The following is a 26,418-nucleotide window of genomic DNA, read 5'->3' as shown; positions in this document are numbered from 1 at the left end:
GGCGGGGGAGCGTCACACCAGGTCGTAGGCCGTCGGCCCGCGCCCGGCCCAGATGGTGCGGGAGGCCTGCCCGGGGTAGCGGACGGTCTCCGGGGCGGCGCTCAGCACCCGGGTGAGCTGCCGCTCCGGCTCATGGGCGGCCCAGCCGGGCTCGCCGGTGGTGACGAACCGGGCCCAGGCCTGCCGCAGCTCCCGGGAGAGTTCGACGGCCTCCGGGGCGGGCGGGGCGCCGAGGAAGTGCCGGCCCATCGGGCTGTCCAGGGTGCCGAAGGCCAGCGGGACGTCCAGCCCGTGGCAGGCGCCGAACGCCCCTTCCAGTGCGGGGGCCGGGTAGCCGAGTTCGATGAGGTACGAGGTGCCGCCGGCCGCCGTGTTGCCCTCGGCGAGGTGGAGCGAGGGCATCCGGAACAGCGCGTCGGAGAAGACGGCTTCGACCAGGTCCCCGGGCGTGGCTGCGGGGAAGGCGGCGCGGTAGGCGTCCGGGCCGTCCGGGTGCGGGGCGAGCTGGTCCAGGGCGAGTCGGGCGTCCTGCTCCGTGAAGGTGCCGTGCCGGCCGGCCAGCACGGCGAACAGCCGGAACTCGTCCCGGGCGTGGCTGACCAGCAGCTCCGTACCGGCGGCCCGCCCGGCGGACAGGGCGGCCCAGGGCACCTCGGGCAGCACCTCTCCGTCGACCACCGGGACGGCGGCGACGCCGGTGTGGGCGAGCCGCCCCCAGCGGGCGAGGTGCCCGGGGAGTTCGGCGCCGAGGTCGGTGACGGCCGCGGCCAGCTTCCAGGGGTCGACCTCGGCCAGGCCGGCGGCGGTGGGGGCGGCGCCGAGCCGCTCCGCCAGGGTGGCGGTGACCTCGGCGGCCAGCGCGGGGGTGGCGAGGTTGCCGCCGACGGAGTGGGCGATCGCCCGGCGGAACAGGCCGCGGGCCCGGGGCATGGTCAGCAGCGCGGCCACCGAGGAGGCCCCGGCGGACTGGCCCGCGATGGTCACCCGGCCGGGATCGCCGCCGAACGCGGCGATGTTGCGCTGCACCCACTCCAGGGCGGCGATCTGGTCGAGGAAGGCCCGGTTGGCGGGGGCGCCGTCGAGGAGCGCGAAGCCCTCCGCCCCCACCCGGTAGTTGATGGTCACCACGACCAGACCGGTCCGGGCCGTCTCGACCGGGTCGTACAGCGGGTCGGCGGCGGTGCCCGCGATGAAGCCGCCGCCGTGGATCCAGACCAGCACCGGCAGCCCGGCCGCGTCCGGGGCCGGGGTGCAGACGTTGAGCGTCAGCCAGTCGGTGCCGGTGGTCGGTTCGGCCTGCAGCGGCCCGGACTGGGGGACGACGGGGCCGAACTCGACGGCCTGGCGGACGCCGTCCCAGCGCTCGGGCGGGACGGGCGCGGCGAACCGCAGCGCTCCGACGGGCGGTCGGCCGTACGGGATGCCACGGAAGACGGCGAGGCCTTCGTCCAGGAGACCGCGGACGGCTCCCTCGGTGGTGTGGGCGACGGGCTGGACAAGCATGGGGCGCTCCTCCCTCGGAATGCCCCCAGCGTTATCGGTCGCCTGTATTATGTCAACCGTATTGGAACGAGGGAGTCGTCGAGGAGAGCCGGGCCATGCCCAAGCAGGTGGACCGCCAGGAGCGCCGAGAGACCATCGCCCGGGCGCTGTGGCGAGTCGTGGAACAGCGCGGCGCCACGCAGCTGACCCTGCGCGAGGTGGCCGGCGAGGCCGGGATCTCGCTCGGGCAGCTTCAGCACTACTTCCGCTCCCGGGCGGAGCTGCTCGGCTTCGCGATGGACCTCGCCGGGGAGCGGAGCGGCCGGCGGGTCGCGCGGGCGCTGGCGGATCTGGGTGAACGGCCCCACCCGCGGGCGGTGCTGCGGGCGATGCTGGTCGAACTGCTGCCGCTGCACCCGGACTCGCGGGTGACCAGCCGGATGAGCGCCGCCTACGTGCTGGAGGCGCTGCACGACGAGGAGGTCCACGCACGGGTGCGCGGCGGGCTGGTCCGGGGGCGGGAGGCGGTGGAGCGGGTGGTCCGGCAGGCGGTCGCCGACGGGCTGGTCCCGGCCGACCGCGACCCGGTGGTGGAGACGGACCTGCTGCTCGCGCTCACCGGGTTCACCACGCTGCTGGAGCTGGACGTGGTCGAGCCGGACGCCGTGCTGACCGCCGTGGACCGGCACCTGGACCGGCTGTTCGCGGGGGCGGAGGGCCGGTCGGCCGGGTCGTGACGGCGCGGGAGGATCGGTCGGCGGGCCCGTGGCGGCGCGGGAGGATCGGTCGGCGGGCCCGTGGCGGCGCGGGAGGATCGGTCGGCGGGCCCGTGGCGGCGCGGAGGGCCGGTCGGCCGCACCGTGGCGGCGTGGGAGGCTGATGGGCGCCCACCGCCGTCTTCCGGGACGCCGCCCCCGTGACCAGGAGCACCCGCATGGACCGACCCGCCGTCCTCCGCCTCGACGCCACCGCCTCCGGGAACCCGGCGGGCATCCTGGACGCCGCCGAGCAGGCCGAACGCCGGGGCATGGACCGGCTGGTTGTCGCCGAGACCGCCTACGACCCGTTCCTCCAGCTGGCCCGGGCCGCCGACCGCACCCGCGAGATCGAGCTGGCCACCGGGATCGCGGTGGCCTTCGCCCGCACCCCGATGACGCTGGCCTACCAGGCCTGGGGCCTGCACGCGGCCTCCGGCGGACGGGCCGTCATCGGGCTGGGCTCGCAGGTGAAGCCGCACATCGAGAAGCGCTTCGGGATGCCCTGGGACCGTCCGGCCGCCCGGATGCGGGAGTACGTGCACGCGGTGCGGGCGATCTGGCACAGCTGGCAGACCGGTGAACGGCTGCGGTTCCGGGGCGAGTTCTACACCCACACGGTGATGACGCCGGTCTTCTCGCCCGACCCGATCCCGGCCGGGGTGCCCCGGATCCTGCTCGCGGGCGTCGGGCCGCTGATGACCCGCACCGCCGGGGCGGTGGCCGACGGCTTCCTTGCCCACCCGTTCTCCTCCACCGCCTACCTGGCCGAGCAGGTGCTGCCCGGGCTGGTCGAGGCGCGCGGGCAGGCGGAGGCCGAGGGCGCCGGGTGGACCGGGCGGCCGTTCGAGATCGTCGGCAACGTGCTCACCGCCACCGGCCGGACGGAGGAGGAGCTGGCGGCCAACCGGGCCGGGGTGCGGGAGCGCCTCGCCTTCTACGCCTCCACCCCGGCCTACCGCCCGGTGCTCGCGCAGCACGGCTGGGAGGGCCTCCAGGAGGAGCTGCACACCCACTCGGTACGCGGGCGCTGGGCGGAGATGACGGCGCTGATCTCGGACGAGGTGTTCGACACCTTCGCGGTCTCCGGCACGGTGGAGGAGGCGGCCCGGGAGATCCACCGCCGGTACGCGGGGCTGGTCACCCGGCTGTCCGTCAACCTGCCGGAGGACGCGGACCAGGAGCTCGGCCTGGACGTGCTGGCGGCGGTGCGTGCGCTGGGCTGAGGCGGGCATCGGGCTGAGGCGACGCGCCGGGTTCGAGGTGAGCGGGGCTGGGGGTCCGCGGGGCTGGGGGTGAGCGGGGCTCGGTAGCTGCGTCGGGCCGAGCGAAAGCGGTCCGGGTTCCGTCCTTGCGGGGCGGTGACCGGTCATGAGCCGACCAAGAAAGGTCACCTTCCGGCAAGCGGCCCCCGGCGGTCCGTCCGGGCGGCAGGATCGCGCTAGCAGGTGGACCGTGCCGGGCGGCGCGCATCTGTCATGCCTTGGCCATCCGCCGACGATCGTGGGGGTGCCCGCGTGTCCGTGTCCGATGATCGCCCGGTCGATGACGACCCGTACGGGGAACAGGCGCCCGTCGAGGACGACGAACTGGCCGACCTCGACGAGTTCCTGCGCGTCTGCGCCGACCTGACCGGCTTCGACGTCCCCGACCTGCGCGCCACCGGGATGGCGCACGAACACCACCGGACCACCCTGGCCCACCGGGTCCGGGACGAGCACGCCCTGGTCCACCTCTGGTACGTCGGCGCCTGGCCCGGCGAGGCCCCCAGCTCCGCCCGCGCCCACGACCAGGGACTGGTCTGGCGGACCTTCCGGGCCAGACCGCCCGGCGCCGCCGCCCCCGGCCACGGCAGCTGGGCCGAAGCGCCGCTCGGGGGTGAGCAGCGGTGAGCGCCCAGCGGGTCGGTACCGGGAGCGAGGACGCGCACTGGGACGCCGTGGTCGTCGGCGCGGGCTTCGCCGGGAGCCTGGTCGCCCAGCGCCTCGGCGCCCGAGGCTGGCGGGTCCTCGTCCTGGAGGCCGGACGCACCGCGCCCACCGCAGCCGAGACCGCCACCGCCCACCGCGCGGCCGGTGGCGGCCCGCCCACCGCGCCGTACCCGCACAACCCCGACGCGCCGTCACCCGACGTCACCGACCTCACCGGCCACCCCGACGGCGGCTTCACCGCCACCGGGTACCTCCGGCAGTACGGCCCGCTGCCCTACGCCAGCGGCTACCTGCGCGCCAACGGCGGCACCGGACTTCTCTGGACCGGCCTCGCCCCGCGCATGCACCCCGAGGACTTCCGCACCGGCGAGCTCGGCCACGGCCGCGACTGGCCGATCGGCTACCACGACCTGGAACCGCACTACCGCGACGCCGAACGGGAACTCGGCGTCGCCGCCGACGCCGAGGAACAGCGCCGGGCCGTCGGCCTGCCCATCCCGGACGACTACGCCTTCCCGATGCGGGCCATCCCGGCCAGCTACCTCGACCGGCGACTCGCCGACGCCCTCGACGGCCGGACGGTGCACGACCCCGCCGCGCCCGACCCGGCCCGGCTCGCCGTGACCTCCACCCCGCACGCCCGCAACGGTCGGCCCACCCGCCCCGGCACCGGCGACGGCCCGCTCTGCGCGGGCAGTGCCAGCTGCGTCCCGGTCTGCCCGAGCGGCGCCAAGTACACCCCGCTGCGCACCCAGGCCCGCTGGGCCCCGGCCGTCGAACTGCGCACCGAGGCCGTGGCCGGCCGGGTGCTCGCCGACCCGGTGACCGGACGGGCCACCGGAGTCGAGTACCTGGCCGGCGGGGCCACCCACCGGGTGACCGCCGACCTGGTGGTGCTCGCCGCGCACGCGATCGAGAACGCCCGACTGCTGCTGCTGTCCGGCCTGGCCAACCGCAGCGACCAGGTCGGCCGCAACCTGATGGACCACCCTGCGCTGCTCACCTGGGGGCTGATGCCCGACCAGGTCGGCCCGTACCGGGGGCCCGGCTCCACCAGCGGGCTGGAGGCCTTCCGCTTCGGCGGGGCCCGTCGCCGCCGGGCGCCGTTCCGGATCGAGATCGGCAACTGGGGCTGGTCCTGGGCCGGCGGCAGCCCCGAGGCCGAGGCCGCCGCGCTGCTCGCCGCCGGACTGCGCGGCACGGAACTGCGCGAACGCCTCGGCGACCGGCTGGGGCGGCAGTTCTCGCTCCAGTTCGAGCTGGAGCAGCCCGCCGACCCGGCCAACCGGGTCACCCTCGACCCGCACCGGCGCGACCCGCTCGGCCTGCCCGCCCCCGCCATCCACTACGACCTGGACGGCTACGTGCGGGAGGGCATGGTCTCCGCCCGCGCCGTCTCCGACCAGCTCTTCGCCCTGCTCGGTGCCGAGGACCACACCGCCTACCCCGGCGCCGGCTGGCCAGGCCGGCTGGAGCACCGGGGCGAGGCGTACGGCTACCGGGGCGCGGGCCACGCCGGCGGCACCCACCTGATGGGCGACGCGCCCGGCACCTCGGTGGTCGACCAGTGGCAGCGCTGCTGGGACCACCCCAACCTGTACGCCGTCGGCTGCGGCTCGATGCCCTCGCTCGGTACCTCCAACCCCTCGCTCACCATGGCCGCCCTCGCGCTGCGCAGTGCCGGACGGATGCACCAGGACCTGCTGGCGCTGCGTCGGCCGGCGACCCTCTCCGTCCAGCCCTTGCGTTCCGTCCCCTCCGTCCCCTCCGCACCTTCCGCGTGTTCCTCGCCTTCCTCGCTTTCGGAGCCCTCATGACCGGCCTGCCGCTGCCGCCCGTCCCGGAGCCCTACTGCCTGCCCTTCCACTACGGCGCGCTGCACAACATCGGCGTCGACTACCTGGTGGAGCCCGAGCAGGCCCGCCGACTGCTCGACAAGCGCCACCCCGGCCTGGCCGTCGCCGCCTTCGACGGCGGGGCCTGCGTCTCGCTCAACTACCAGCTGTACTTCGCCCAGTACCCCAACGGCGGCGGCATCACCGAGGAGCTGGAGATCAACCTGATCGCCCATCCGGTGTTCGCGGAGGACCGCGTCCCGGTGGTCAACTACGGTCAGTACGCCAGGGGTTACGACCAGACCAAGCTGCTCGGCATCGCCCGGCTGCACGTGCTGTGCGACAACCCGCTGGCCATCGACGCCGGGCGCCGGCTGTACGCCGAACCCAAGCACCCCGGCTGGTTCGAGACCACCCTGCCCTCGCTCAACGCGCCCGCCGTGCACGAGCGGTGGAGCGTCTCCTGCCGCCGGGCCGAACTGGCCGCGGACGGGCCGGGTGAGGACGGGCCTGGCGTGGGCGGGCTGCGTCGGCACCAGGAGGAGATCCTCGGCCTGGACGTCGACCTGACCGGCCTCACCCCCGAGTCCGTCAGCAACACCCCGATCACCGGCTACGGCACCGACGACGAGGGCAAGCTGCTGGCCGGCCCGCTCAACGTCCACCAGCCTTACCGCTACTACGCGTTGGACGACCGCAGCGCTGGCCGGGTCCGGCTCGACCTCGGCAATCCGGCCGAGGAGGCCGCCCGCGACCTCGCCCTGCTGATCGGCGACGCGCCGGCCGCCGGGGTCTGGACCTACCAGTCCGCGCCGGTGGCCGCCCACCAGCGCCCGTACTACGTCCGGTGACGGGCGCCCCCTTCCCGGCCGGCAGCACCGCCGTACGCCGGGACGTCGTGGGCGGCCGGATCTGGACGGCCATGCCGTACACCGTGCTCGCGGACGACGGCACCACCCTGACCCTGACCGCCCGCCCCGGCACCGAGAGCCTCGCCCCCGCCAGCTGGACCGCCTCCCGGCGACACGGCGACGCCGCCGCCCGCAGACGCGGCATCGACGACCTCGCCGCCGGGAGCTGGGAGCTCGACCACTGGGTCTGGCGCGACACCGTGGTGATCAGCCGCTTCACCGCCGGGGAGCCGTACAGCGTGCACCGGTTCCTCAGCCCCGAGGGCCGCCCGCTGCGCTGGTACGTCAACTTCGAGCTGCCGTACCGGCGGACGGCCATCGGCATCGACACCTTCGACCTCTACCTGGACCTGGTCGTCACCCCCGACCTCGCCTCCCACACCTGGAAGGACGAGGACGAGTACGCCGAGGCCCGGCGGCTCGGCGTGATCGACGAGGCCACCCACCGCGAAGTGGACCGGGCTCGCGACCACGCCCTCGCCCAACTCCGCGACCGCACCGGCCCGTTCGCACCCGACCCGGCGTCCTGGACGCTCCCCGCACCGGGCCCGCTGCCCGTCCTGCCGGCCGCAGCCCTCAGCACCCCGACCGCCCGCTGGGGGTAGGCTCGCGTTCCGACATGGGCGACAGACACGTGGACGGGCCGAGCGACATCGGGGCGCTCGACCGCCTGCACGAACCCGGGGCCTACCTGCGACTGGCCGCAGGGACCGCGGACCCCGGGGTGCTGCGCGTGCTGGGCCGGTGCGAGTACCCGTTCGTCTGGCACGCGATCGCCCGGAACGCCGCCGCGCCCGTCGACGTGCTGATCGCCCTGGCGCCCCGGCGGCACGACACCTGGAACGACAACTGCCTGCTGAAGCTGCTCGCTGCCCACCCCGAGCTCACCGGCACGGCCCTGGACGCGCTGGTCGAGCTGGTGGGCGCTCGACTGGAGGAGGGCGAGCGCCCGTACGCGGCGGTGCTGGAGCTGGCCCGGCGGCCGGAGCTGCCGGACGAACGGCTGAGCCGGCTGGGGCACCTGCCGGGTGCCTCCAGCCGGCTCCGCCGGGGGATCAGCCGGGTGCTGGCGGCCCGCCCGCCCGGCTGAGCTCGGCCGTCGGCTGCCCGCCGGCCGGGACCGGCGCGGGGGTTCGGGCCCAGCGCCCGGCGAGGACGGTGCCGACGACCAGTTGGAGCTGGTGGTAGGCCATCAGCGGCAGCACCATCACCCCCGCCTCCGACCCGAACAGCACGGTGGCCATCGGCAGCCCGTTGGCCAGGCTCTTCTGCGAGCCGCACAGCATCGCCGCGATCGCCGCCGGGCGGTCCAGTCCCAGCCCGCGCGCGCCGAGCCCGGTGACCGCCAGGGCCGCGACCAGCAGGGCCAGCAGCACCACGAGCATCCCGAGCAGGGCGACGGGCGTCGCCTGGTGCCAGATGCCCTGGGCCACCGCCGCGCTGAACGCCGTGTAGACGACCAGCAGGATCGAGCCGCGGTCCACCGGGGTCAGCAGCCGTTTGTGACGGGCCACCAGGCCGCCGATCCACGGCCGCAGCACCTGCCCGAGCAGGAACGGCGCCAGCAACTGGGCCCCGATCCGCAGCAGCCCGTCCGCCGACAGCCCGGCGTGCGAGCCCAGCAGCCCGGCGACCAGCAGTGGGGTGAGCAGCAGCCCGGCCAGGCTGGAGTACGTCCCGGCGCAGATCGCCGCCGGGACGTCACCCCGGGCGGCCCCGGTGAGCGCCACCGAGGACTGCACCGTGGACGGCACCAGGCAGAGGAACAGCACCCCCGCCTGCAACTGTTCGGTCAGCGGAACCGGCGTCAGCAGCGCCGTGGCCAGCCCGAGCAGCGGGAAGAGACCGAAGGTGGCGGCGAGCACCAGCCCGTGCAGTCTCAGGTGGCGCAGCCCGGCCAGGGTCTCGCGGGTGGACAGCCGGGCGCCGTAGAGGAAGAACAGCAGCGCCACCGCGATGTCACAGGCCGCCGCGGCGACCCGGGCCGAGGCGCCGGAGGCCGGGAACAGCGCGGCCAGTGCGACCGCCCCGGCCAGTGCGAGCAGGTACGGGTCGAACCTGCGCCACCATCGTGCGCGGGCCGGCCCTTCGGCGCGGGCCGGTCCTTCGGTGCGGACTGTCATGGCGGCCCCCCGCCGCCGGCCAGACCGTTGGCCAGACCACCACCCAGACCCCCGACCAGTGATCCGGCGCCGTCGTGGTCGCTCCCCGCCGAGCCGCCACCCTGCTGGACGTTGGCCGTACGGTCGATCTCCAGCCAGGAGTCGGCGTTCGAGTTGTCGATGACCGTGACCAGGCTGCCACCGGCGACGGCCGGGGCCGCGCCGACCGCGAGCAGGGCGCACGCCCCGGTCAGCCCCAGGACGGTGGCCCGCAGCGCGGCGGCCGCCGAGGGCGGGGCGGGGCGGCGCGGCCCGGGGCTCAAGCCGTCACGTCCGCGAGGCGGCGGGAGCGTGCGATGTTCCGCTCCAGCAGCTCGGTGGACTCCCGCACACCGACCGGCCTGCTCTCCCCGGCCGGGGCGGGCAGCCGCCCGTCGGCGGTCTTCAGTCCGGTGAGTGCCTCGTCGATCGCCCGGTGGGCCGCGAACAGGCACGGGGTGCTGTAGATCGCCACGTCGACGCCGAGCTCGGTCAGCTCGGAGAGCGACAGCCGGGGGGACTTGCCGCCCGCGATCTGGTTGAAGAGCAGCGGCTTGTCGCCGACTTCCTTGCGGATCCGGCGGATCCACTCCTCGCTGCGCACGCCGTCGACGAGCACCACGTCGGCATCCGTCTCGGCGAGCGCGCGGGCGCGGCGCAGGATGTCCTGCTCGTCCGTGGCGTCGGTGCGGGCGACCACCAGCAGGTCGGTGCGGTCGGCGAGGACGAGTTCGAGCTTCGTCAGGTACTCCTCCAGCGGGAGGACCTGCTTGCCGTCGGCGTGCCCGCAGCGGCGCGGGCGCTTCTGGTCCTCCAGGATCACGCCGGAGGCGCCGATGGCCTCCAGCCGGCGCACGACGTGGCAGGCGACCTCGGGATCGACGTAGCCGTCGTCGATGTCGACCAGCAGGTGGTGCCGCGGGAACGCGCCGCGCAGCCGTTCGACGAACGCGACCATGTCGGGCCAGGCGATGAACCCGATGTCCGGCAGGCCGTAGTAGGAGGCGGCGAAGCCGAAGCCGGAGACGAACATGCCGTCGTAGTGCTCGGCCGCGATGGAGGCCGAGTACATGTCGTGGACGCCGATCAGGGGCGTGGCCCCCTGGTCCGCGATCGCCGCGCGGAGCCGCTGCCCGGGGCCCGCAGGGGTGGAGGAAGCGTGGAACACAGGTCTCTCCTCACTCGCAAGGACTTTGCCTGGACTTGGTGATCTCAAGACCAAGTCGAGGTGTCATCACTATGAGGTCTTTAATGTTCCTTGAGCAAACCTTTAAGGGTGATTCACCCGTGTGAGTGAGTGGATTTTCGACAATTAATTAGTCGTATGAATAAAACGCCCAGGGTGGCGTCAGGCCGGTGTGCCCCCGGGGCATGCCGGTGGACCCGACGGCTGTGCCGGCGGGTCCGGAACCGGCCGGGTCTGCGGGCCGAGTTCGTGGGTCCGGGGTCAGGCGCTCGGGGTGGGGCGGACGGCGCGGCGCTCGCGGAGGGTGTGCAGGACCCGGCGGGTGGCCCGGGTGGCGACCGGGGGCAGCAGGTCCAGGGCGAGCCGGCGCGGGGTGGAGCGCTGGAGCTGGGCGGGCGTCTTGACCTGGTAGTTCAGCCGCAGCACCCGGTGGCCGGCGATGACGTCCTCGTCGACGGCGTAGTCCTCGGCCCGCCAGTCGCGCTCCAGCAGCACCTGCCGGGCGGCGTCGGCGTCGCCCCAGGTGCCGTAGAACTTCATCGGGGTGAGCAGCACCGGGCGCAGACCGCCGGTGAACACCGCCTCCCAGACGGCGGCCGAGACGCCCGGGGTGTGTTCGGAGCGGTAGTCGTCCAGCGAGACCAGGCCGTTCTCGGTCAGCGCCGACCTGGCCACCCGGATGTCCCCGCTGACGTGCTCGTACAGGTGCGAGGCGTCGACGTGGACGAAGCGGCAGCTGCCCGCCGGGATCCGGCCGTCGGCCAGGACGGAGGTCGGCGCCTGGACGATCTCCGGCAACTCGCTGTGGAAGGCCAGGTAGTTGGACTCGAAGGCGCTGCGGGTGAGCGTCTTGCGGTAGGACATCGCCATTTCGGCGGCGTTGTCGGCGTCCCCCGCCTCGGAGTCGAAGAGGTCGCAGACGGTCAGCCGCTCGCCCGGCCGGAGGTGGTCCCCGAGCAGCACGGCGCTGCGGCCGAGGTAGCTGCCGAGCTCCAGGATGTCCCCGGTGACCCCTGCTGCCGTCTGGGCGGACAGGAGATGGGAGAACGCGGCCCGGTCCAGCCCGAAGAACCAGCCCGGGATGTCGTCCCGCTTGATCGGGGCGGCGCTCGCGGCGGCGGTCACTTCACTGGGCACGGCTGCCTCCAAGGCGGGCGGGGCGCGGTGGTGGGTCACGCCGCGGAAGGCGCCGAGGTCGTGAGACGGATCATCATAGCGAGGCCCGGGCGCCCCGGGGTCGGGTGCCGAAAGGCGCAAGTCCGGTCCACCGCCCCGCTGTTCGACGCGGGCTCGCGGGCTCGCGGACGGGTGGCCGGTCCCGGCCGGTCCCGGCCGGTGGACCGCCCGCGGTCCGGGTCGTTCGGGTCCTACCGGTCGCGCGCGGCCTCCGCGCCCTCCAATTCGGCGATGGTCTCGGCCAGCCAGGCCCGCTCGGCGGCGCCGGAGGCCCGGGCGACCAGCAGCATGCCGCGCCGGAACGGGTTCGGCTCGCGCTCGGCGGTGACCGGCCGGCCGGCCCCGTCGTAGAAGAAGCTGCTCGGGGCCTCCAGGAAGGCCAGCCGGCGGCGGAGGACGGCGGCTTGCCGGGCCGGGTCGGCGAGCTGGTGGAGGAAGGCGGCGAGGGCGAAGAAGCGGATCTGGTCGGTGATTTCGGCCTGTTCCGGGTCGGCCAGCCGCCGCAGCAGGTCCGCCCGGCCCTCCCGGGTGAGTTCCAGGGTCTGGCGCGGGGCGGCCCCGGTGCCGGGCTCGGTGCGGCGGTGCAGCAGTCCGGCCTTCTCCAGCCGGGTGATCGCCGGGTAGAGCGCGCCGTCGCTGACCGGCCGGACGTGGCCGGTCAACCCGGTGATCCGGGACTTGAGTTCGTAGCCGTGCAGGGGCTGGTCGTACAGGAAACCGAGGATCGCGAGGGTCAGCACGGTCGGAGCCCTTTCGTCGGAGTGCGCCCCATGATGCGCCCCATCCCGCGGGCGGTGCTACCTCTTGTCGTGGTGCATCGAATCGATGTATATCCATTCGAGGTAGCTGCCGCGGTGGAGCGGGCGGCGCGAGAAGAGGGGGGTGGCCGTGCGCGAACAGTCGTTCCGGCTGGCCGTACTGGCCGGACCGGTCTACGCCGAACTGCTGTCCGGGGTGATCGCGACGGTGATCGGCACACTGTGGGTGGCCGGCCTCGGCGGAGCCGCCGTCGCCGCCGTCACCCTGGCCGGAACCCTGGAGAACCTGCTGCTCGGACTCGTCCTGGTGGTGTCCTCCGGCGTCAGCGTCCGGCTCGCCCGCGCCCTCGGCGCCGGCGACCGCGACGAGGCCGCCCGTACCACCCGCGCCGCCTGGCGGCTCTGCGTCCTCGGCAGCCTCGCCCTCGCCGCCCCCGGCTACCTGCTGCGGGACCGGATCGCCGCCGCCTTCCTCGACGGTGAGGCCGCCGCCCGGGCGGCCGACTACCTCACCGTCGCCTTCCCGGCCTTCGCGCTGTTCTTCGCCCAGCGCGTCGCCGACGAACTCTTCAAGGGCGCCGGGGACACCCGTACCCCGATGCGGATCGCCCTGCTCTCCAACGCCCTCCTGCTCGTCCTCGACCCGCTGCTGATCCTCGGCCCCGGCCCGCTGCCCGCCCTCGGCGTCCCGGGCGCGGCCCTCGCCCTGGCCGCCTCCCGGGCGGTCGCCCTCGCCGTCACCCTGCGGCTACGGCCCCGCACCGGCGGGCCGGTCGCGGGCGTCGGCGCGGCCGCCGCCCGGATCCTGCGGGCCGGCGCGCCCTACGGCCTGGACTTCACCGCCCGGATGGCCGTCGGCACGGCCCAACTCGGCCTGGTCGCCGGCTTCGGCGTCGCGGCGGTCGCCGGGTACGGCATCGGCTACCGGCTCCTGCTCGTCCTCACCATGGCCTTCTACGCGCTGCGCCAGGCCACCGCCATCCAGGCCGCCCGGCTCACCGGCGCCGGCGCGGACGCCCCACTGGACGCCCTCCACCGCGCCAGCGCCCGTTTCGCCGTCCTCCTGGGCGCCGTCGCGGCCCTGCTCGCGGCCTGCGCGGCCGGCCCGTTGACCGCCCTGTTCACCGACGACCCGGCGGTGACCGCCCGTTCCACCGGTTTCCTCCACCTGGCGGCCCTCTACCTGCTCCCGTACGCCCCGGCCGTCGCCCTCGGCGGCTACCACCAGGCCACCGGCGCCGGCCGGCCGCTGGTGCTGTCTGCGGTCACCGGCCTCGGCGCCCAACTCGCCACCGCGGTGGCCCTGTCGGGACCGCTCGGGGTGAACGGGGTGTGGCTCGGCCAGGCCGTCGGGGCGGTGGTGCAGCTGGGGATGCTGGTGGCGCTGACCCGGGGCGGGGGTGCCCGGGTGGCGGTGGCGGTCGAGTGAGACGGGTGGGCCCTCGGGGGTGCGCGCGGTGGGGCGGGCAGCTCGGGCTTCCAGGGGTGCGGTGGTGGGTCAGGGGCGGGCCCGACCCCCGTGCGGGTCCGCCCCGGACGGTCACCGGACGGTCAGCAGTGGAGGGACTCGGCGAAGGTGCGGGCGGCGGCGAGGTCGTGGGGGTCGGGGCGGTGCTTGCTGATGCCGCCGACCAGGCGGAAGGGCAGCCAGGTGTCGTGCCCGCGGGCGGTGAAGGTGTCGACGACCTGGAAGCCCTTGGGTGTCAGGAGGCGGGCCAGCGGGCGGGTGAAGGGGCGGAAGCCGGGCTCGGGGAGGCCGCTGGTGGCGAACACGAAGGCCCGGGTGGGGTGTTCGGCTGCCGGCAGGGTGCGGACGAAGTGGCGCAGGCGCGGGTGGAGCCGGCCGGTGAAGACGCCCGAGCCGAAGCCGACCAGGTCGTGGTCGGCGAGGTCGGCCGGGTCGAGTTCCTCCGGTTCGACCACCCGGGCGGCCAGTGGGCGGGCCATGGCCTCGGCGATCCGGCGGGTGTTGCCGTGGGACACCGAGACGCACACGATGACGGCCTTCATGATGATGACGCTCCCTTCGTTCTGCACGTACCCGGATGGACCGGGTGGGGCGGCGGAACGTGACATCGGGAGCGGGGCGTCCGGTGAAAGTGCCGGTCGGCGGGGCCGGGTTCAATTGCCGGCGATGCTCCAGGTGCCGTCGCCGGTCGCGGCGGCGGTGCCCAGCGCGGTCCAGGCGGTGTCGTCCAGCCGGAAGGCGTGGCGGAGGTAGGCGGAGATCGCGTCGGCGACGAGGGTGACGCGGGCGGGATCCTCGTCGGTGGTCTCGGCGACCTTCTCGCCGGCGATGCCGCCGAGGGTGTGCTCGCCTTCGGCGATGGTGAGCAGGCTCTTCGGGGACGGGCTGAGGTGGTAGGCGTCGGTGAACCACTCCGGTCCGCGGGTGGAGAGCAGGGACCGGTCCCTGCCGCCCGCGACGATCAGGGCCGGGGTGGCCATGGTGGAGTAGTCCGGCCGCATGAACGGAAGGTGCTCGGCGGCGAAGGGGGTGAGGCTGTCGCCGGTGCCGGTCGCGGCGATGAGCGCACCGGCGGTGACCGCCGGGTGGGAGAAGTCCGCTCCGGGCACGCCGTCGGCGTCGAACACCCGCGCCCCGAGGAGTGCACCGGCGGTCTGGGCACCCCAGGAGTGGCCGACGACGGCGATGCGCCCCCGGTCGACCCGGGCGTCCAGGCCGTCCGCCTGGGCGAGGACGTCGTCGAGGCCGTCCAGGATCGCGTGGAGGTCGGCGATCCGGACGCGCCAGATGGCGGCGAAGCGCGGGTCGTCGAAGCCGATGCCGTTGCGGCGGGAGTCCAGGTGGGTGGGCTGCACCACGACGAATCCGGCGGCGGCCCAGCGGTCGACCAGGGGCTCGTACGCGTCCAGGGACCAGGCGTTGCCGTGGGAGAACACGATGACGGGCAGCTGCCGTCCCGACAGTGGGGCGGTGACCTTCACCCGCAGTTCGACGCCGCGGTCGGGCGCGGGGACGCTGATCGGCTTGACCGCGAGGATCCGCTGGTCGGAGTGGCTGGAAGACATGGGGGACCTGCGCCTTCTCCAGGAGACCGCTCTGCCATACTTTGGCGGAGCGCTGTTCCGCCAAGTTAGCGGAACATTGTTCCGCGAGTAAAGGGAGGGCCCGTGCCGGAGGCGGTCGGAGTACGGCAGGCACAAGCGCAGCGCACCCGCAGCGGTGTACTGGCGGCAGCGGCGGCGGTCTTCGTGGACCAGGGCGTCCAGGCCCCCATCCGCGACATCGCCGAACGCGCCGGCGTCGGCGTCGGGACGATCTACCGGAACTTCCCGACCCGGGCGGACCTCGTCACCGCCGTCTACCGGCACCAGATCGACACCTGTGCCGCACTCGCGCCCCGGCTCCTGGCGGAATCGGCCACCCCGTTCGCCGCCCTGAGCCGTTGGGTGGACGCGTTCGTGGAGTTCCTGGTGACCAAGCACGGCCTCGGCGCCGCGCTGGGGTCCGGCGACCCAGGGCTGGAGAACCTCCACGCCCTCATGCTCGACACCCTCGTCCCGGCCTGTGCGACGGTGCTCGACGCCTGCGCCGCCGCCGACGAGATCAGCCCCGACATCACCGCCTACCGGCTCATGCGCGCCATCGGGAACCTCTGCATCACCGGCCCCGACTACGACCGGGCCGACGCCAGGCACATGGTCGCCACCCTCCTCGCCGGATGCCGCCGCACGGCATAGGCGGAGGCGCCGGGTACGGCGGTGGGCGGCACCGGACGTGCGGCACCGGACGTGCGGCACTGGGTAGGCTGGCGCCCGCTGGTGGCGGCGACGTCAGGGAGGGCCCGTGCGATCCGAAGGCAGCGGCTTCTGTGACCGGAACGACCCTCGGCCGCCCGAGAGTTGTGCCCGGGCCCGGCGGGCCGGGCAGGACGGGTGGGCCGGGCGGGGTGTGGGGGGTGTGCGGGTCACCCGGATCGGCAGCCGGTGGCGGGCCGACCGCCCCCGGCATCCCGGGCTGCGTCCGTTCGTCCACAGCTACGCCGGCTACTGGGAGACGGAGGCCGTGCCGTACCGGGTGCGGCTGGTTCCGACCGGGCGGGCCGTCCTGGTGATCAACATCGCGGAGCCGTTCAGCGAGGTCCGCCGACTGGGCGAGCGGCCCGGGGGGAGCACGGTGGTCGGCTCGCTGGTCGCGGGTCTGGAGGACGGCCCGCGGGTGTGCGCGCACCCCGGCGGCCAGGAGGCGATCCGCCTGGAACTGACGCCCCTGGGGGCGTACCGGCTGTTCTCGCTGCCGATGCGCGAGTTGACCAACACGGTGGTCGAACTCGCGGACGTCCTGGGGCCGGTGGCCGGGGAGCTGGTGGAACGGCTGGTCGGCACCAGGGACTGGGCGGCCCGGTTCGACCTGGTGGACGCCGCGCTGCTGGACCGCCTCGGGCGGGGACTGCGCCCCGCGCCGGAGGTCGCCCAGGCCTGCCGGCTGCTGTCCGAGACCGCGGGCGGGATCCGGGTCGCCCGGCTCGCCGCCGAAGTGGGCTGGAGTCATGGCTACTTGGTCCGCCGGTTCGTCGAACAGGTCGGTCTGACGCCCAAGGCCTTCGCCCGGGTGCTGCGCTTCCACCGTGCCGCGGGAATGCTGTCGGGCGGCGGCGTCGGCCTGAACGAAGCCGCGGTGGCCTGCGGCTTCTACGACCAGGCCCACCTCAGCCGGGACGTCCGCGCCCTGGCGGGCCTCACGCCCGGCCGGCTGGCCGCCGCTCACTGGGCGGACGGTGCCGTGGCCCTCTGATCCTGCTGAGGGCAGGTCAGATTCTTCCAATCCAGGCCCGCCGGACCGCCACTAGGCTCCCGGCTCGGCGCGGTTCCGCCCCCGCGGCCGAGGAGGGGTCGATGGTCGCGTCACGATGCGGGTCCGGTTCGAGCGCGGTGGCCGCTCTCGCGGCCGCCCTCGTCCTGTGCGGCGCGGTGCTGGTTCCCGCGCCCTCGGCCGAGGCCGCCACGCCGACGGACCTGTGCGCCCCGCAGTACGCGGCCGCCCAGGCCGTCCAGGCCAAGATCAAGAGCCACAACGCCCAGCCGCACGAGTTCCCGCCCGAGCAGAGCGGCGCCCTCGCGGCGTACAACGCCGAGGCGGCGGCGCTCAACGCGGAGAGCGCCAAGGCCGTTGCCGCATACACCGCCTGCTTCCAGGCGATGATGGCGATGGTCGACGCCACCGGCGCGGGCAGCATGGACCTCAAGGACCTCACCCCGACCAAGCGCACCCAGATCGACGACGCCAAGCGACGCCTGGGCACCGGGTGGACGGCACCGCCCCCACCCGCCCCCGGGAAGAACTGGCGGGTGCCGAAGACCTCACCGGCCCGACCGCTGTACGACGCCCTCCGGGCGGGGAACCCCGGCAACCTCCCCTACAACTATCTGAAGGGCGGCACCAAGCTGACGGTCGGCCGGCCGGACCCGGCCTATCCGGCGTCCTCCCGGCGGGTCATCATGCCCAATGCGAGGGGCAATCCGAAGATCAGCGCGGACCACATAGTCCCGCTGGCCGAGCTCATGCAGATGCGCGGCTTCACCAAGCTCAGCACCGAGAACATGTTCGTCATCAGCCGCGCGCCGGTCAACTTCCAGTGGCTGTCGTCCGCGGCGAACCTGTCGAAGCAGTCGCGCAGCGCGGCCGCCATGACGGGCGTGGATCCCAAGTGGCAGGCGAGTCAGGTCACGTTGGAGAACGCGACGCGCAAGAAGCTCCAGGACATCATCGACCAGCTGCTGAAGAGCCAGGGAAGTTGATGTGACAGGGAGGCTGACGTGACAGGGAAGTTGATGTGACAGGGAGGCTGACGTGACCGGAGTCGACGCCGCCGGGATCGCCCGGACGCTCCCCGCATGGTCGCTGGCCTTCGTCGAGCCCGGGTCGGAGCGGATCGCCTCGCTCCCCGAACGCTGGCGGCCGATCGCGCTGACCGGCCGACCCGAGGCCCGGTACCGGCTGGCGCGATCCCTGTGGAACCAGGACTTCCTCGCGCTCCTCCCGAGGTTCGTGGCCGCGATGGACGCCCGCTGCGTCGACGTCAGGGCCTGCCTCACGGACGGCTGCGCCGCCCTGGTGTACGTGATGGCCGACGAAGGCGGCGGACTGGTCTCCTGGGTCGGCTACGACCCCCGCAGCTTCGGCCCCGAACCGGAGTTCTGGCCGGCCTTCCCCGAGCCGCTGCGGGATTTCCTGCGCGGAGTGCACGCCGGATTCGTCTCGGGGGGCGACGGGACGTCGTTCGGTCTGGCCCGGCCCGTCCACATGACGACCCTGGCGGAGTTCGCGGACTTCCCCGAGGGCATCCCGGGCTGGGACGAGGACCAGATCGATTCGACCAGGCTGCTGCGGGTCACCTCGGACGGCGGGAACCTGCACTACTGCCTGTCGCCGGAGCTCGCACCGGGGGAGATCGCTCTCGTCGACGCGGGCGAGGTCGACCCGGGGGACTGCGGCGCCGCACTGGACGAACTGATGGTGTCGCACTTCGCGCCGTCGACCCGAGGGCCCGGAGCCGACGGACGGGAGCACCCACGATGACCCAGGACCCATTCCGGCCGCCCGCACCGGCAGGTCCGCCCGAGATCCCGCGAAGCGCGCCCCGGAAGCGCTGGCCGTACCTGCTCGGCGCGGCCGTGCTGCTGCTGGCGGCGGCGGGCATCGTCGGGTACGTCACGACCGACCGGGCGCCCAGTGAACCGGACCGGGTCCGGCAGCTGGTCGGCCGGTTCGCGACCGCGGTGGACCAGGGCGACGTGGCCGGAAGCGTCGGGATGCTCTGCCCGGAGGAGGCCGGGGACATCGCCGACAGCGACCTCCCGTCCGACGGCGTGAGCCCGTCGGCGGACGAGCAGCAGCCCGCGGCCTCCGGGCCGCCGGTCGAGGTCTCCGACGTCAGGATCGAGGGCGACGTCGCGAGCGCCCATGTGACCAGGCCCGGCGTGGACACCACGATCTACCTGCGGAAGGAGGCCGGTGCCTGGTCGGTCTGCGCGCCGGCCGCGGCACGGCTGCCCGGGGCGGCCTCGCCCCGAACCTGAACCGACCTGACCCGGCCGTGGAGCAGGTCGCGTCAGCGCTGGTCTGATCTTCAACCACAGCGCTCTCCGCAGCTATTGACGGGCCGTCACGAACCTCAGGATGGCGCCGTCAGGTCAAGTCCGCCAAGGGGCGCGGTGGTTGCCGGCGGGGGAGGCGCAGGGCGAGCAGCGCGCCCGTGGCGGCGACGGCGGCGGTCGCCAGGGCGACCGGGGTCAGGGCGGCGCCCGGCGCGGCACGGCCGGTGACGGTGGTGGCGAGGGCGATGCCCAGGGCCGGGCCGACGTTCATCATGGTCTGCTGGAGGCCGCCCGCGACGCCGGACTGGGCCGCGGGGGCGCCCTGGACGATGACCGACGTGGCGGTGGCCATCACGGTGCCGAGACCGCAGCCGAGCAGCAGGAAGCAGCAGCCGATCGCCGGGTCCCCCGAGTCCGGGCCGAGCCGGGCGGTCAGCAGGATGCCCGCCGTGATCAGCACCATGCCGGCCAGCACGGTGTCGCGTGCGCCGTGGCGCTTGGCCAGCCAGGCCGAGGCGGGCGCGGCGAGGATCATCGTCGCCGCGAGCGGCGCCGCCCGCAGGGCGCTGCGCAGCGGGTCGAGGCCGAGGACGTCCTGCAGGAAGTAGGTGGTCGGGAACAGGACGCCCAGCACCGCCGCCGAGGCCGCCAGCAGGGCGCCGAGGGCCGGCCCCACGGCGGGCGAGCGCAACAGGGTGGCGGGCAGCAGTGGGCGGGCGGTGCGCCGTTCGTGCCGGGCCAGGGCGAGGCCGGCCAGGGCGGCGGCCGCGAGGGTGAGCGCAGTGCCGGGGGACCAGCCGTCGGTCGGCAGGGTGACCAGGGTGTGCACCAGGCAGACCAGGGTGAGCGCGAGCAGGCCCGCGCCCGGAAGGTCGAGGTCCGCCCTCGTCGAACTCGTGCAACTCGTGGACCGTGCGGACCTCGCGGGCTCGGCGGGCTCGGTGGGCACCGCGAGGACGGCGAGCAGGGCGGCCGTGGCGGGCAGCAGGCCGAGCAGGAACACCGCCCGCCAGCCGAGGTGGGTGGTGAGCGCCCCGCCGATCAGCGGCCCGGCCGCGGCCGCGAGGCCGATCGCGGCGGTGCGGGCCGCGATGGCGGCGGGCAGCCGCTCGGCGGGCCAGCCGGTCCGCAGCAGGCCGAGGGTGGCGGGCTGGAGCAGGGCGCCGGCCACCCCCTGGGCGACGCGCAGGGCGATGACCCAGCCGATGCCGGGGGCGAGGGCGATCCCGGCCGAGCTGGCGGCGAAGCCCGCCACCCCGAGGGCGAACAGGCGCCGGTGCCCGTACCGGTCGCCGAGCCGGCCGGCGAAGACCAGCAGGGCGGCGACGGTGACCAGGTAGCCGGTGCTGGTCCACTGGACGGCGGCGACGGAGGCGTGCAGATCGCGCTGGAGGGTGGGTTGGGCGACGCTCAGCACCGTGCCGTCGAGGGCGACCAGGACGGCGCCGGTGATGCTGGCGGCGAGGGTGAGCCCCCGGTGGTGCCGCCTCACCGGAGGGCCGGGCCGAGGTGGGCGTCCAGGGTGGCCCGCAGCAGCGGTTCCACGTCCTCGCCGCCGGTGACCAGCCGCAGGCTGCCCCAGGCGCGCAGTTGGGCGAGGCCGTGCAGGTTGGCCCACAGTGCGGCGGTGGCGGGGGTCGGGTCCGCCGACCGCGGGTGGACCTCGGCGACCAGGCCGGCGAAGGTCCGGAACAGCGGCAGGGTGGTGCGGCGCAGTTCGGCGCCGCTTCCCTCCAGCAGATCGTGACGGAACATCAGCTCGAACATGCCGGGGTTGGCCGCGGCGAAGCCGAGGTATCCGCGGGCGAGTGCGTCGATCCGGGTGCGGGCGCCGGCCCCGGTGGCGGCGGCGAGTGCGTCGGCCCCGGCGAGGGTGTCGGTGAGCCGGCCGAAGCCGTGCCGCGCGACGGCGGCGAGCAGTTCCCGGTGGGTGGGGAAGTGGCGGCGCGGCGCCCCGTGCGAGACCCCGGCGTGCCGGGCGATCTCGCGCAGGCCGAGTGCGTGCACGCCCTCGCGGCTCACCAGCTCGACGCCGGCGGCCACCAAACGGGTGCGCAGGTCCTGATCCTGTTCGGTCATGGACACTGTCTACCCGATCTTCGTAGACAGTGTCTACTCGCCACGGCGGTGACCCGCCGGGCAGAATCGGAGGCATGGACGAAGGCGGCGAGTCGGCCTGTTGGCTGGACCGGGTCTGCCCGGAGTGCGGACGCCTGCGCGAGCGGCCCGGCCCGGGGCCCTGCGAGAACTGCGGCGGGGGCGGGGAGAGCGGCGCCGGCGAGGACAGCGGCGCGGGCGAGGAGATCGAGCGCGACACCGGCGGAGAGCCGGACCAGCTCGGCCGGGGCCGGGGCTGAGCGCCACCGGCCCCGGCCGGGAGGTCCTGACCGGGCCCGCTACTGCGGCGGCTGGTCGCGGAACTGCTCTTTCAGCTTGTCCTGGGCCGTGTCGACCTGGCTGGTGTACTTGCCCTCGGTGCGTTCGTCCACGTAGTCCCCGGCCTTGTCGACTCCCTTGCTGGCCTGGTCCTCGTGGCCCTTCAGCATGCTCTTGAGCTTATCCAGCATGGACATGTGGTCACCCTCCTGGATGAGACCGCCCCCACCCCTCCAGGATCACCGCCCGCGGCGTCCTCCGCATTTCGCGGCGCATGGCGTGTGGCGGCCTTGGCAAGCCAGGGCGGTTCGGGTCCAATCGTGAGTCCACGGACCGTCGGAAGGAGCCGCTTTGAAGCCGCGCACCCGTCGCGAGACCTCCCCGCTCGACCCCGCAACCCCGTTATCGCGCCCGCGCACCGCCCGTCACCCGCTGACCTGGGCCTCGGCCCTGACCCCGACCCTGATCCGGACTCCGACCCGCAACCGCGCGGGCGCCGCGCTGACCGCCGCCGCCCTGGCCGCTCCGCTGCTGTTGGCCGGCGCGGGCAGCGCCAGCGCCGAGCCGGACCAGGCACGCCGGGGCGCCCGGCTGGCCGAGCGGCTGGTCGAGGCGAGCGACGCCGAGTCCGCCCACCGCACGCTGGCCGCGCTGCAACGGTTCGCCGACCGCAACGGCGGTACCAGGGCGGCCGGTTCGAAGGGCCACGACGAGTCCGCGCGCTACGTCTACGAGCAGGCGCGGCGGGCCGGGCTCAAGGTGTCCCGGCAGGAGTTCGAGTACACCTTCTTCGAGGCCCGCGCCGAGCACCTCGACGTGCTGTCGCCCCAGGCCGAGTCGGTGCCGGTGCTCGCCATGACGTACTCGGTGAGCGGCCCGGAGGCGGGCCTGACCGCCGAGTTGGGCGTCGCCCCGGTCACCGCCACCACCGGCTGCGCGGCCGCCGACTACCCGGCCGGCTCCGTCTCCGGGCGGATCGCGCTGATCCGGCGCGGCGGGTGCACCTTCGCCGAGAAGCAGGCGGCCGCGGCGGCCGCAGGTGCCCTCGGGGCGCTGATCTACAACAACACCGATGGAGACCTCAACGGGACGCTCGGCGAGCCCGCCGCCGGCAAGGTCCCGACCGGCGGGATCAGCCGGGCGGCCGGTGAGGCGCTGGCCGCGAAGGCCGCCGCCGGGCCGGTGCGGGTCACCCTGGACCTCCGGACCTTCATGGAGCCGCGCAAGACCTGGAACGTCATCGCCGAAACCCGCGGCGGCGATCCGGCGAACACCGTGATGATCGGCGCCCACCTGGACTCCGTCCCCGCCGGGCCGGGCATCAACGACAACGGATCCGGCGCGGCCGGCATCCTGGAGGTCGCCAGGAACCTCGGAGTCCGCCCGGTGAAGAACAAGGTCCGGTTCGCCTGGTGGTCCGCCGAGGAGTTCGGCCTCAAGGGCTCCGAGGCGTACGTGAAGTCGCTCTCCGAGGCAGACCGGAAGAAGATCCGGCTCTACCTCAACTTCGACATGATCGCATCCCCCAACTACGCGCAGTTCGTCTACAACGGCTCCGGCAGCGCGGGCGGCGACGCGGGCCCCGAGGGCTCGGCCCAGATCGAGCGGGACCTCACCGACTACCTGGACGGCCGGGAGCTGCCGCACGACCCGTCCGCCTTCAACGGCCGCTCCGACTACGGTCCGTTCATCGACGCGGGCATCCCGGCCGGCGGCACCGACACCGGTGCCGAGGTGATCAAGTCCACCGAGCAGCAGGCCCGTTACGGTGGCACGGCGGGCACCGCCTTCGACGCCTGCTACCACAAGGCCTGTGACGGCCTGGACAACATCGACATGGACGCCTTCGATGTCAACATCGACGTGATCGCCCACGCCGTCGGCACCTATGCCTGGGACCTCTCCTCGCTGCAGCGGCCGGCACCGACCCCGCAGCCGGCCCGGCGCCCGGCCGGTCAGCCGGCCGCCGGAACGGGTATGAGCACCCCGGGCAGTGCCGGATCGGGCAGTGCCGGCACGACCGGCGCCGAGGCCCACGAGGTGGTGGCCTGACGCCCGGGTGGGCCCGCTGCCGTCCTCGGGCGGCGGGCCCACCCGCCCGCCGTACGCGTTCCGTCCATCCGGAACCCTCCCTCCGTCATCGCCCCTGGTGGGGCCGGGTGCGAGTGACCGTATCGGACACCACTGACAATCGGCCCCCAGCCCTGTACGGTGCCGCGCGGAGCGCGTCCGCCGAGACCCGGTGGGTGCGCCTGGTCCGGTCCTGACACCATGGGATCGAGATCACGACACCGTGACACCCTCGGAGGAGTCAGCAACATGAGCACGCACTACGACGTCGTCGTCCTCGGCGCGGGGCCCGGCGGCTACACCGCCGCCGTCCGCTCGGCCCAGCTGGGCCTGAAGGTCGCGGTCATCGAGGCCAAGTACTGGGGCGGCGTCTGCCTCAACGTCGGTTGCATCCCCTCCAAGGCCCTGCTGCGCAACGCCGAGCTGGCCCACATCTTCACCAAGGAGGCCAAGACCTTCGGCATCAAGGTCGAGGGCCAGGTGACCTTCGACTTCGGCGAGGCGTTCCGCCGCAGCCGCTCGGTGGCCGACGGCCGGGTCAAGGGCGTCCACTACCTGATGAAGAAGAACGGCATCACCGAGTACGACGGCTGGGGCACCTTCGTCGACGACCGCACCCTCCAGGTCGCGCTGAGCGGTGGCGGCTTCGACGTGGTCACCTTCGACCACTGCATCATCGCCGCCGGTGCCACCACCCGCCTGCTGCCCGGCACCAGCCTGAGCGAGCGCGTGGTGACCTACGAGGAGCAGATCCTCACCGAGCAGCTGCCGGAGAGCATCATCATCGCGGGCGCCGGCGCGATCGGCGTCGAGTTCGCGTACGTGCTGCACAACTACGGCGTGAAGGTCACCATCGTCGAGTTCCTGGACCGGATGGTGCCGCTGGAGGACGTCGAGGTCTCCACCGAACTGGCCAAGCAGTACCGCAAGCTGGGCATCGAGGTGCTCACCTCGACCCGGGTCGAGTCGATCGACGACAGCGACCCGAACGCCAAGGTCCGGGTCACCGTCACCAAGGACGGGCAGCAGCAGGTGCTGGAGGCCGACAAGGTGCTCCAGGCGATCGGCTTCGCGCCCAGGGTCAACGGCTACGGCCTGGAGAACGCCGGGGTCAAGCTCACCGACCGCAACGCCATCGCGGTGGACGGCCGCGGGCGCACCAGCGTCGAGCACATCTTCGCCATCGGCGACGTCACCGCCAAGCTGATGCTCGCGCACGCCGCCGAGGCGATGGCCGTGATCGCCGCCGAGACCATCGGTGGGGCGGAGACCATGGAGGTCGACTTCGCGATGATCCCGCGCGCCACCTACTGCCAGCCGCAGATCGCCTCCTTCGGCTACACCGAGGCCCAGGCCCGCGAGCTGGGTCACGACGTCAAGGTCGCCAAGTTCCCGTTCACCGCGAACGGCAAGGCGCACGGCCTCGGCCACCCGATCGGCTTCGTCAAGGTGATCAGCGACGCCAAGTACGGCGAGCTGCTCGGCGCCCACCTGATCGGCCCCGAGGTCACCGAGCTGCTGCCCGAGCTGACGCTGGCCCAGCAGTGGGACCTCACCGTCCACGAGGTCGCCCGCAACGTGCACGCCCACCCGACCCTGGGTGAGGCGGTCAAGGAGGCCATCCACGGCCTCGCCGGTCACATGATCAACATGTGACGACCCGGCAGCCCGACGGGGCGCTTCCGCGCGGCGGTGGCGCCCCGTCGTGGTCAAGCGGTGCCCTGACTACTGCAGTTGGGAGCGCAGCCAGCCCTTGACCTCCGGGGTGACCTCGTCGGTGAGGTCGGTGAACTCCTGGTGCTTGGTCAGGAACTGGGCCACGTAGGGGCAGATCGGCACGATCCGCTTTCCGGTGGCCCGGGCGTCCGTCAGGGCCGCCTGGACCAGCTGCCCGGCCAGGCCGCGGCCGGCGAAGGCCTCCTCGACCAGAGTGTGGTAGAAGACCCGCTGCCCGTCGTGGTCCAAGTACTCGGCGAATCCGGCGAGTTCGCCGTCGACCCGGATCTCGTAGCGGTGCAGCGCGTCCGCCCGCTCGACGACGGGGGTGTTGGGGGTGCTCATCGGGGTGGCCTTCCGTTCGCGGAGCCCGTACGGGCCTTCGGTGCGGGGCCAGGGTAGCCCCGGCCCCCCGCAGTCGGCGTACCCGCTTGATCAGAGCGACTGGTCAGGGCCGTTGCTCTGGGCCGCTGGTCAGGGCCGCTGATCAGGGCGGTTGATCAGGGCAGCAGCAGGATGCGGCCCAGCTGGGCGCGCTCCTCCATGATCCGGTGGGCGGTGGCGGCCTCGGCGAGCGGGAGGCGGGCGTGGACGGTGGTCCGCAGCCGGCCGGTCGCGAAGTGGTCGACGGCTTCGTCGACGTCCCGCCGGGCGAGGTCCGGCCGGGCCGCGCGCCAGGCGTTCAGGGAGTAGCCGACGGCGGCGCGAAGCCCGAACAGCCGGGCCGCCGGCACGCTGCCCGGCTCGCCGTCGGCGGAGCCGTACAGCACCACCCGGCCGAGCGGGGCCGTCAGTTCGAGGCTGTGTTGCAGGACTTCACCGCCGACCGAGTCCAGGACCACGTCCACGCCCTGCGGCGCGGCCGCCCGTACCCGCTCGGGCCAGTCGGGGGCGTGGTAGTCGACGGGGCGAGGGGGAGCGGCTCGCCGACGCCCTGCGGGTGCTCGTCACCCCGCTGCTCGACGCGCCCACGGGCTGAGCCGGGCGCTGCGCACCGGGCCGGCCACTGCGGACCGGGC

28 protein-coding genes and 1 pseudogene are annotated in these 26,418 nt (G+C 74.2%); 16 read left to right on the top strand and 13 right to left on the bottom strand.

All coding sequences use genetic code 11. The features are described from left to right. Positions 1-12: 12 nt before the first annotated feature. Positions 13-1,503, bottom strand: coding sequence for a carboxylesterase/lipase family protein (locus ACZ7BZ_RS25555; RefSeq protein WP_470360318.1), 1,491 nt, complete (start codon positions 1,501-1,503; stop codon positions 13-15). Positions 1,504-1,598: 95 nt separating this feature from the next. Between ACZ7BZ_RS25555 and ACZ7BZ_RS25550 the strand changes: the two genes are divergently transcribed. The 7 genes from ACZ7BZ_RS25550 (at position 1,599) to ACZ7BZ_RS25520 (ending at position 8,004) form a co-directional block, all read left to right on the top strand. Next, positions 1,599-2,219 (top strand): TetR/AcrR family transcriptional regulator, encoded by a 621-nt coding sequence (locus tag ACZ7BZ_RS25550; protein WP_470360317.1) that lies wholly within the window; start codon positions 1,599-1,601, stop codon positions 2,217-2,219. A 197-nt stretch (positions 2,220-2,416) separates the two neighbouring features. Further along, the gene (locus ACZ7BZ_RS25545) at positions 2,417-3,463 is read left to right on the top strand and encodes a TIGR03617 family F420-dependent LLM class oxidoreductase (RefSeq protein WP_470360316.1); all 1,047 of its coding nucleotides are present in this window, start codon (positions 2,417-2,419) and stop codon (positions 3,461-3,463) included. Positions 3,464-3,760: 297 nt separating this feature from the next. Continuing rightward, positions 3,761-4,129, top strand: coding sequence for a hypothetical protein (locus ACZ7BZ_RS25540; RefSeq protein WP_470360315.1), 369 nt, complete (start codon positions 3,761-3,763; stop codon positions 4,127-4,129). Continuing rightward, entirely contained in the window at positions 4,126-5,985 is a 1,860-nt protein-coding gene (locus ACZ7BZ_RS25535; RefSeq protein WP_470360314.1) for a GMC family oxidoreductase, read from the top strand. Before ACZ7BZ_RS25540 ends, ACZ7BZ_RS25535 begins: the two co-directional genes overlap by 4 nt. After that, positions 5,982-6,854 (top strand): hypothetical protein, encoded by an 873-nt coding sequence (locus ACZ7BZ_RS25530; RefSeq protein WP_470360313.1) that lies wholly within the window; start codon positions 5,982-5,984, stop codon positions 6,852-6,854. The genes ACZ7BZ_RS25535 and ACZ7BZ_RS25530 overlap by 4 nt, the downstream gene beginning before the upstream one ends. Beyond that, positions 6,851-7,519, top strand: a complete 669-nt coding sequence (locus ACZ7BZ_RS25525) for a ribonuclease FAU-1 family protein (protein ID WP_470360312.1) — start codon at positions 6,851-6,853, stop codon at positions 7,517-7,519. Before ACZ7BZ_RS25530 ends, ACZ7BZ_RS25525 begins: the two co-directional genes overlap by 4 nt. A gap of 14 nt (positions 7,520-7,533) precedes the next feature. Continuing rightward, positions 7,534-8,004 carry a hypothetical protein gene (locus tag ACZ7BZ_RS25520; protein WP_470360311.1) on the top strand — a complete coding sequence of 157 codons (471 nt, stop codon included), beginning with the start codon at positions 7,534-7,536 and terminating at the stop codon, positions 8,002-8,004. On the opposite strand, the gene ACZ7BZ_RS25515 is transcribed toward ACZ7BZ_RS25520, so the two are convergent. From ACZ7BZ_RS25515 to ACZ7BZ_RS25495, 5 genes are all read right to left on the bottom strand, one after another. Beyond that, positions 7,970-9,037, bottom strand: a complete 1,068-nt coding sequence (locus ACZ7BZ_RS25515; RefSeq protein ID WP_470360310.1) for a bile acid:sodium symporter family protein — start codon at positions 9,035-9,037, stop codon at positions 7,970-7,972. The two genes, ACZ7BZ_RS25520 and ACZ7BZ_RS25515, sit on opposite strands and share 35 nt — an antisense overlap. Continuing rightward, positions 9,034-9,339, bottom strand: a complete 306-nt coding sequence (locus ACZ7BZ_RS25510; protein WP_470360309.1) for a hypothetical protein — start codon at positions 9,337-9,339, stop codon at positions 9,034-9,036. Before ACZ7BZ_RS25510 ends, ACZ7BZ_RS25515 begins: the two co-directional genes overlap by 4 nt. After that, positions 9,336-10,223, bottom strand: coding sequence for an isocitrate lyase/PEP mutase family protein (locus ACZ7BZ_RS25505; RefSeq protein ID WP_470360308.1), 888 nt, complete (start codon positions 10,221-10,223; stop codon positions 9,336-9,338). Before ACZ7BZ_RS25505 ends, ACZ7BZ_RS25510 begins: the two co-directional genes overlap by 4 nt. 279 nt (positions 10,224-10,502) lie before the next feature. Continuing rightward, positions 10,503-11,378 (bottom strand): class I SAM-dependent methyltransferase, encoded by an 876-nt coding sequence (locus ACZ7BZ_RS25500; protein ID WP_470360307.1) that lies wholly within the window; start codon positions 11,376-11,378, stop codon positions 10,503-10,505. Positions 11,379-11,608: 230 nt separating this feature from the next. Then, on the bottom strand, positions 11,609-12,157 hold the full coding sequence (locus ACZ7BZ_RS25495; protein WP_470360306.1) for a PadR family transcriptional regulator: 549 nt from the start codon (positions 12,155-12,157) through the stop codon (positions 11,609-11,611). Between the two features lie 148 nt (positions 12,158-12,305). Between ACZ7BZ_RS25495 and ACZ7BZ_RS25490 the strand changes: the two genes are divergently transcribed. Next, a complete protein-coding gene (locus ACZ7BZ_RS25490; protein ID WP_470360305.1) occupies positions 12,306-13,604 on the top strand; it encodes an MATE family efflux transporter in 1,299 nt (432 codons plus the stop codon). A 122-nt stretch (positions 13,605-13,726) separates the two neighbouring features. Here ACZ7BZ_RS25490 and ACZ7BZ_RS25485 read toward each other — a convergent pair whose 3' ends face one another. Next, complete coding sequence (locus ACZ7BZ_RS25485) at positions 13,727-14,185, bottom strand: flavodoxin family protein (protein WP_470360304.1); 459 nt, start codon at positions 14,183-14,185, stop codon at positions 13,727-13,729. A gap of 111 nt (positions 14,186-14,296) precedes the next feature. Next, positions 14,297-15,208 carry an alpha/beta hydrolase family protein gene (locus ACZ7BZ_RS25480; protein ID WP_470360303.1) on the bottom strand — a complete coding sequence of 304 codons (912 nt, stop codon included), beginning with the start codon at positions 15,206-15,208 and terminating at the stop codon, positions 14,297-14,299. 102 nt (positions 15,209-15,310) lie between these two features. Between ACZ7BZ_RS25480 and ACZ7BZ_RS25475 the strand changes: the two genes are divergently transcribed. From ACZ7BZ_RS25475 to ACZ7BZ_RS25455, 5 genes are all read left to right on the top strand, one after another. Then, positions 15,311-15,880 (top strand): TetR/AcrR family transcriptional regulator, encoded by a 570-nt coding sequence (locus ACZ7BZ_RS25475; protein WP_470360302.1) that lies wholly within the window; start codon positions 15,311-15,313, stop codon positions 15,878-15,880. 220 nt (positions 15,881-16,100) lie between these two features. Then, positions 16,101-16,934, top strand: coding sequence for a helix-turn-helix domain-containing protein (locus ACZ7BZ_RS25470; RefSeq protein WP_470360301.1), 834 nt, complete (start codon positions 16,101-16,103; stop codon positions 16,932-16,934). 101 nt (positions 16,935-17,035) lie between these two features. Continuing rightward, entirely contained in the window at positions 17,036-17,938 is a 903-nt protein-coding gene (locus tag ACZ7BZ_RS25465) for a hypothetical protein (RefSeq protein WP_470360300.1), read from the top strand. A 52-nt stretch (positions 17,939-17,990) separates the two neighbouring features. Further along, the gene (locus ACZ7BZ_RS25460; RefSeq protein ID WP_470360299.1) at positions 17,991-18,719 is read left to right on the top strand and encodes a hypothetical protein; all 729 of its coding nucleotides are present in this window, start codon (positions 17,991-17,993) and stop codon (positions 18,717-18,719) included. Then, a complete protein-coding gene (locus ACZ7BZ_RS25455; RefSeq protein WP_470360298.1) occupies positions 18,716-19,219 on the top strand; it encodes an Rv0361 family membrane protein in 504 nt (167 codons plus the stop codon). Before ACZ7BZ_RS25460 ends, ACZ7BZ_RS25455 begins: the two co-directional genes overlap by 4 nt. Positions 19,220-19,328: 109 nt before the next feature. Here ACZ7BZ_RS25455 and ACZ7BZ_RS25450 read toward each other — a convergent pair whose 3' ends face one another. Together ACZ7BZ_RS25450 and ACZ7BZ_RS25445 are read right to left on the bottom strand one after the other, a co-directional pair. Next, a complete protein-coding gene (locus ACZ7BZ_RS25450) occupies positions 19,329-20,729 on the bottom strand; it encodes an MFS transporter (protein WP_470360297.1) in 1,401 nt (466 codons plus the stop codon). Beyond that, entirely contained in the window at positions 20,726-21,316 is a 591-nt protein-coding gene (locus tag ACZ7BZ_RS25445) for a TetR/AcrR family transcriptional regulator (RefSeq protein ID WP_470360296.1), read from the bottom strand. Before ACZ7BZ_RS25445 ends, ACZ7BZ_RS25450 begins: the two co-directional genes overlap by 4 nt. A gap of 74 nt (positions 21,317-21,390) precedes the next feature. On the opposite strand from ACZ7BZ_RS25445, the gene ACZ7BZ_RS25440 reads away from it, so the two are divergent. Beyond that, positions 21,391-21,594: a hypothetical protein gene (locus ACZ7BZ_RS25440; RefSeq protein WP_470360295.1), complete on the top strand. Its 204-nt coding sequence runs from the start codon at positions 21,391-21,393 to the stop codon at positions 21,592-21,594. Between the two features lie 39 nt (positions 21,595-21,633). Here the strand turns inward: ACZ7BZ_RS25440 and ACZ7BZ_RS25435 are convergent, their stop codons facing one another. Continuing rightward, positions 21,634-21,810: an antitoxin gene (locus ACZ7BZ_RS25435; protein WP_380458184.1), complete on the bottom strand. Its 177-nt coding sequence runs from the start codon at positions 21,808-21,810 to the stop codon at positions 21,634-21,636. Between the two features lie 268 nt (positions 21,811-22,078). On the opposite strand from ACZ7BZ_RS25435, the gene ACZ7BZ_RS25430 reads away from it, so the two are divergent. Continuing rightward, positions 22,079-23,665 (top strand): M28 family peptidase, encoded by a 1,587-nt coding sequence (locus ACZ7BZ_RS25430; RefSeq protein ID WP_470360393.1) that lies wholly within the window; start codon positions 22,079-22,081, stop codon positions 23,663-23,665. 267 nt (positions 23,666-23,932) lie between these two features. After that, positions 23,933-25,339, top strand: coding sequence for a dihydrolipoyl dehydrogenase (lpdA, locus tag ACZ7BZ_RS25425; RefSeq protein WP_470360294.1), 1,407 nt, complete (start codon positions 23,933-23,935; stop codon positions 25,337-25,339). Positions 25,340-25,408: 69 nt separating this feature from the next. On the opposite strand, the gene ACZ7BZ_RS25420 is transcribed toward lpdA, so the two are convergent. Together ACZ7BZ_RS25420 and ACZ7BZ_RS25415 are read right to left on the bottom strand one after the other, a co-directional pair. Continuing rightward, positions 25,409-25,744, bottom strand: a complete 336-nt coding sequence (locus ACZ7BZ_RS25420; RefSeq protein ID WP_470360293.1) for a GNAT family N-acetyltransferase — start codon at positions 25,742-25,744, stop codon at positions 25,409-25,411. A gap of 155 nt (positions 25,745-25,899) precedes the next feature. Next, positions 25,900-26,292: pseudogene (locus ACZ7BZ_RS25415) on the bottom strand (zinc-binding dehydrogenase); the annotation flags it as partial. Positions 26,293-26,418: the final 126 nt, after the last annotated feature.

The organism is Kitasatospora sp. NPDC036934 (assembly GCF_055608425.1).
Note: the sequence above shows the minus strand (reverse complement) of the source record. Positions and strands in the feature narration are given on the sequence as shown.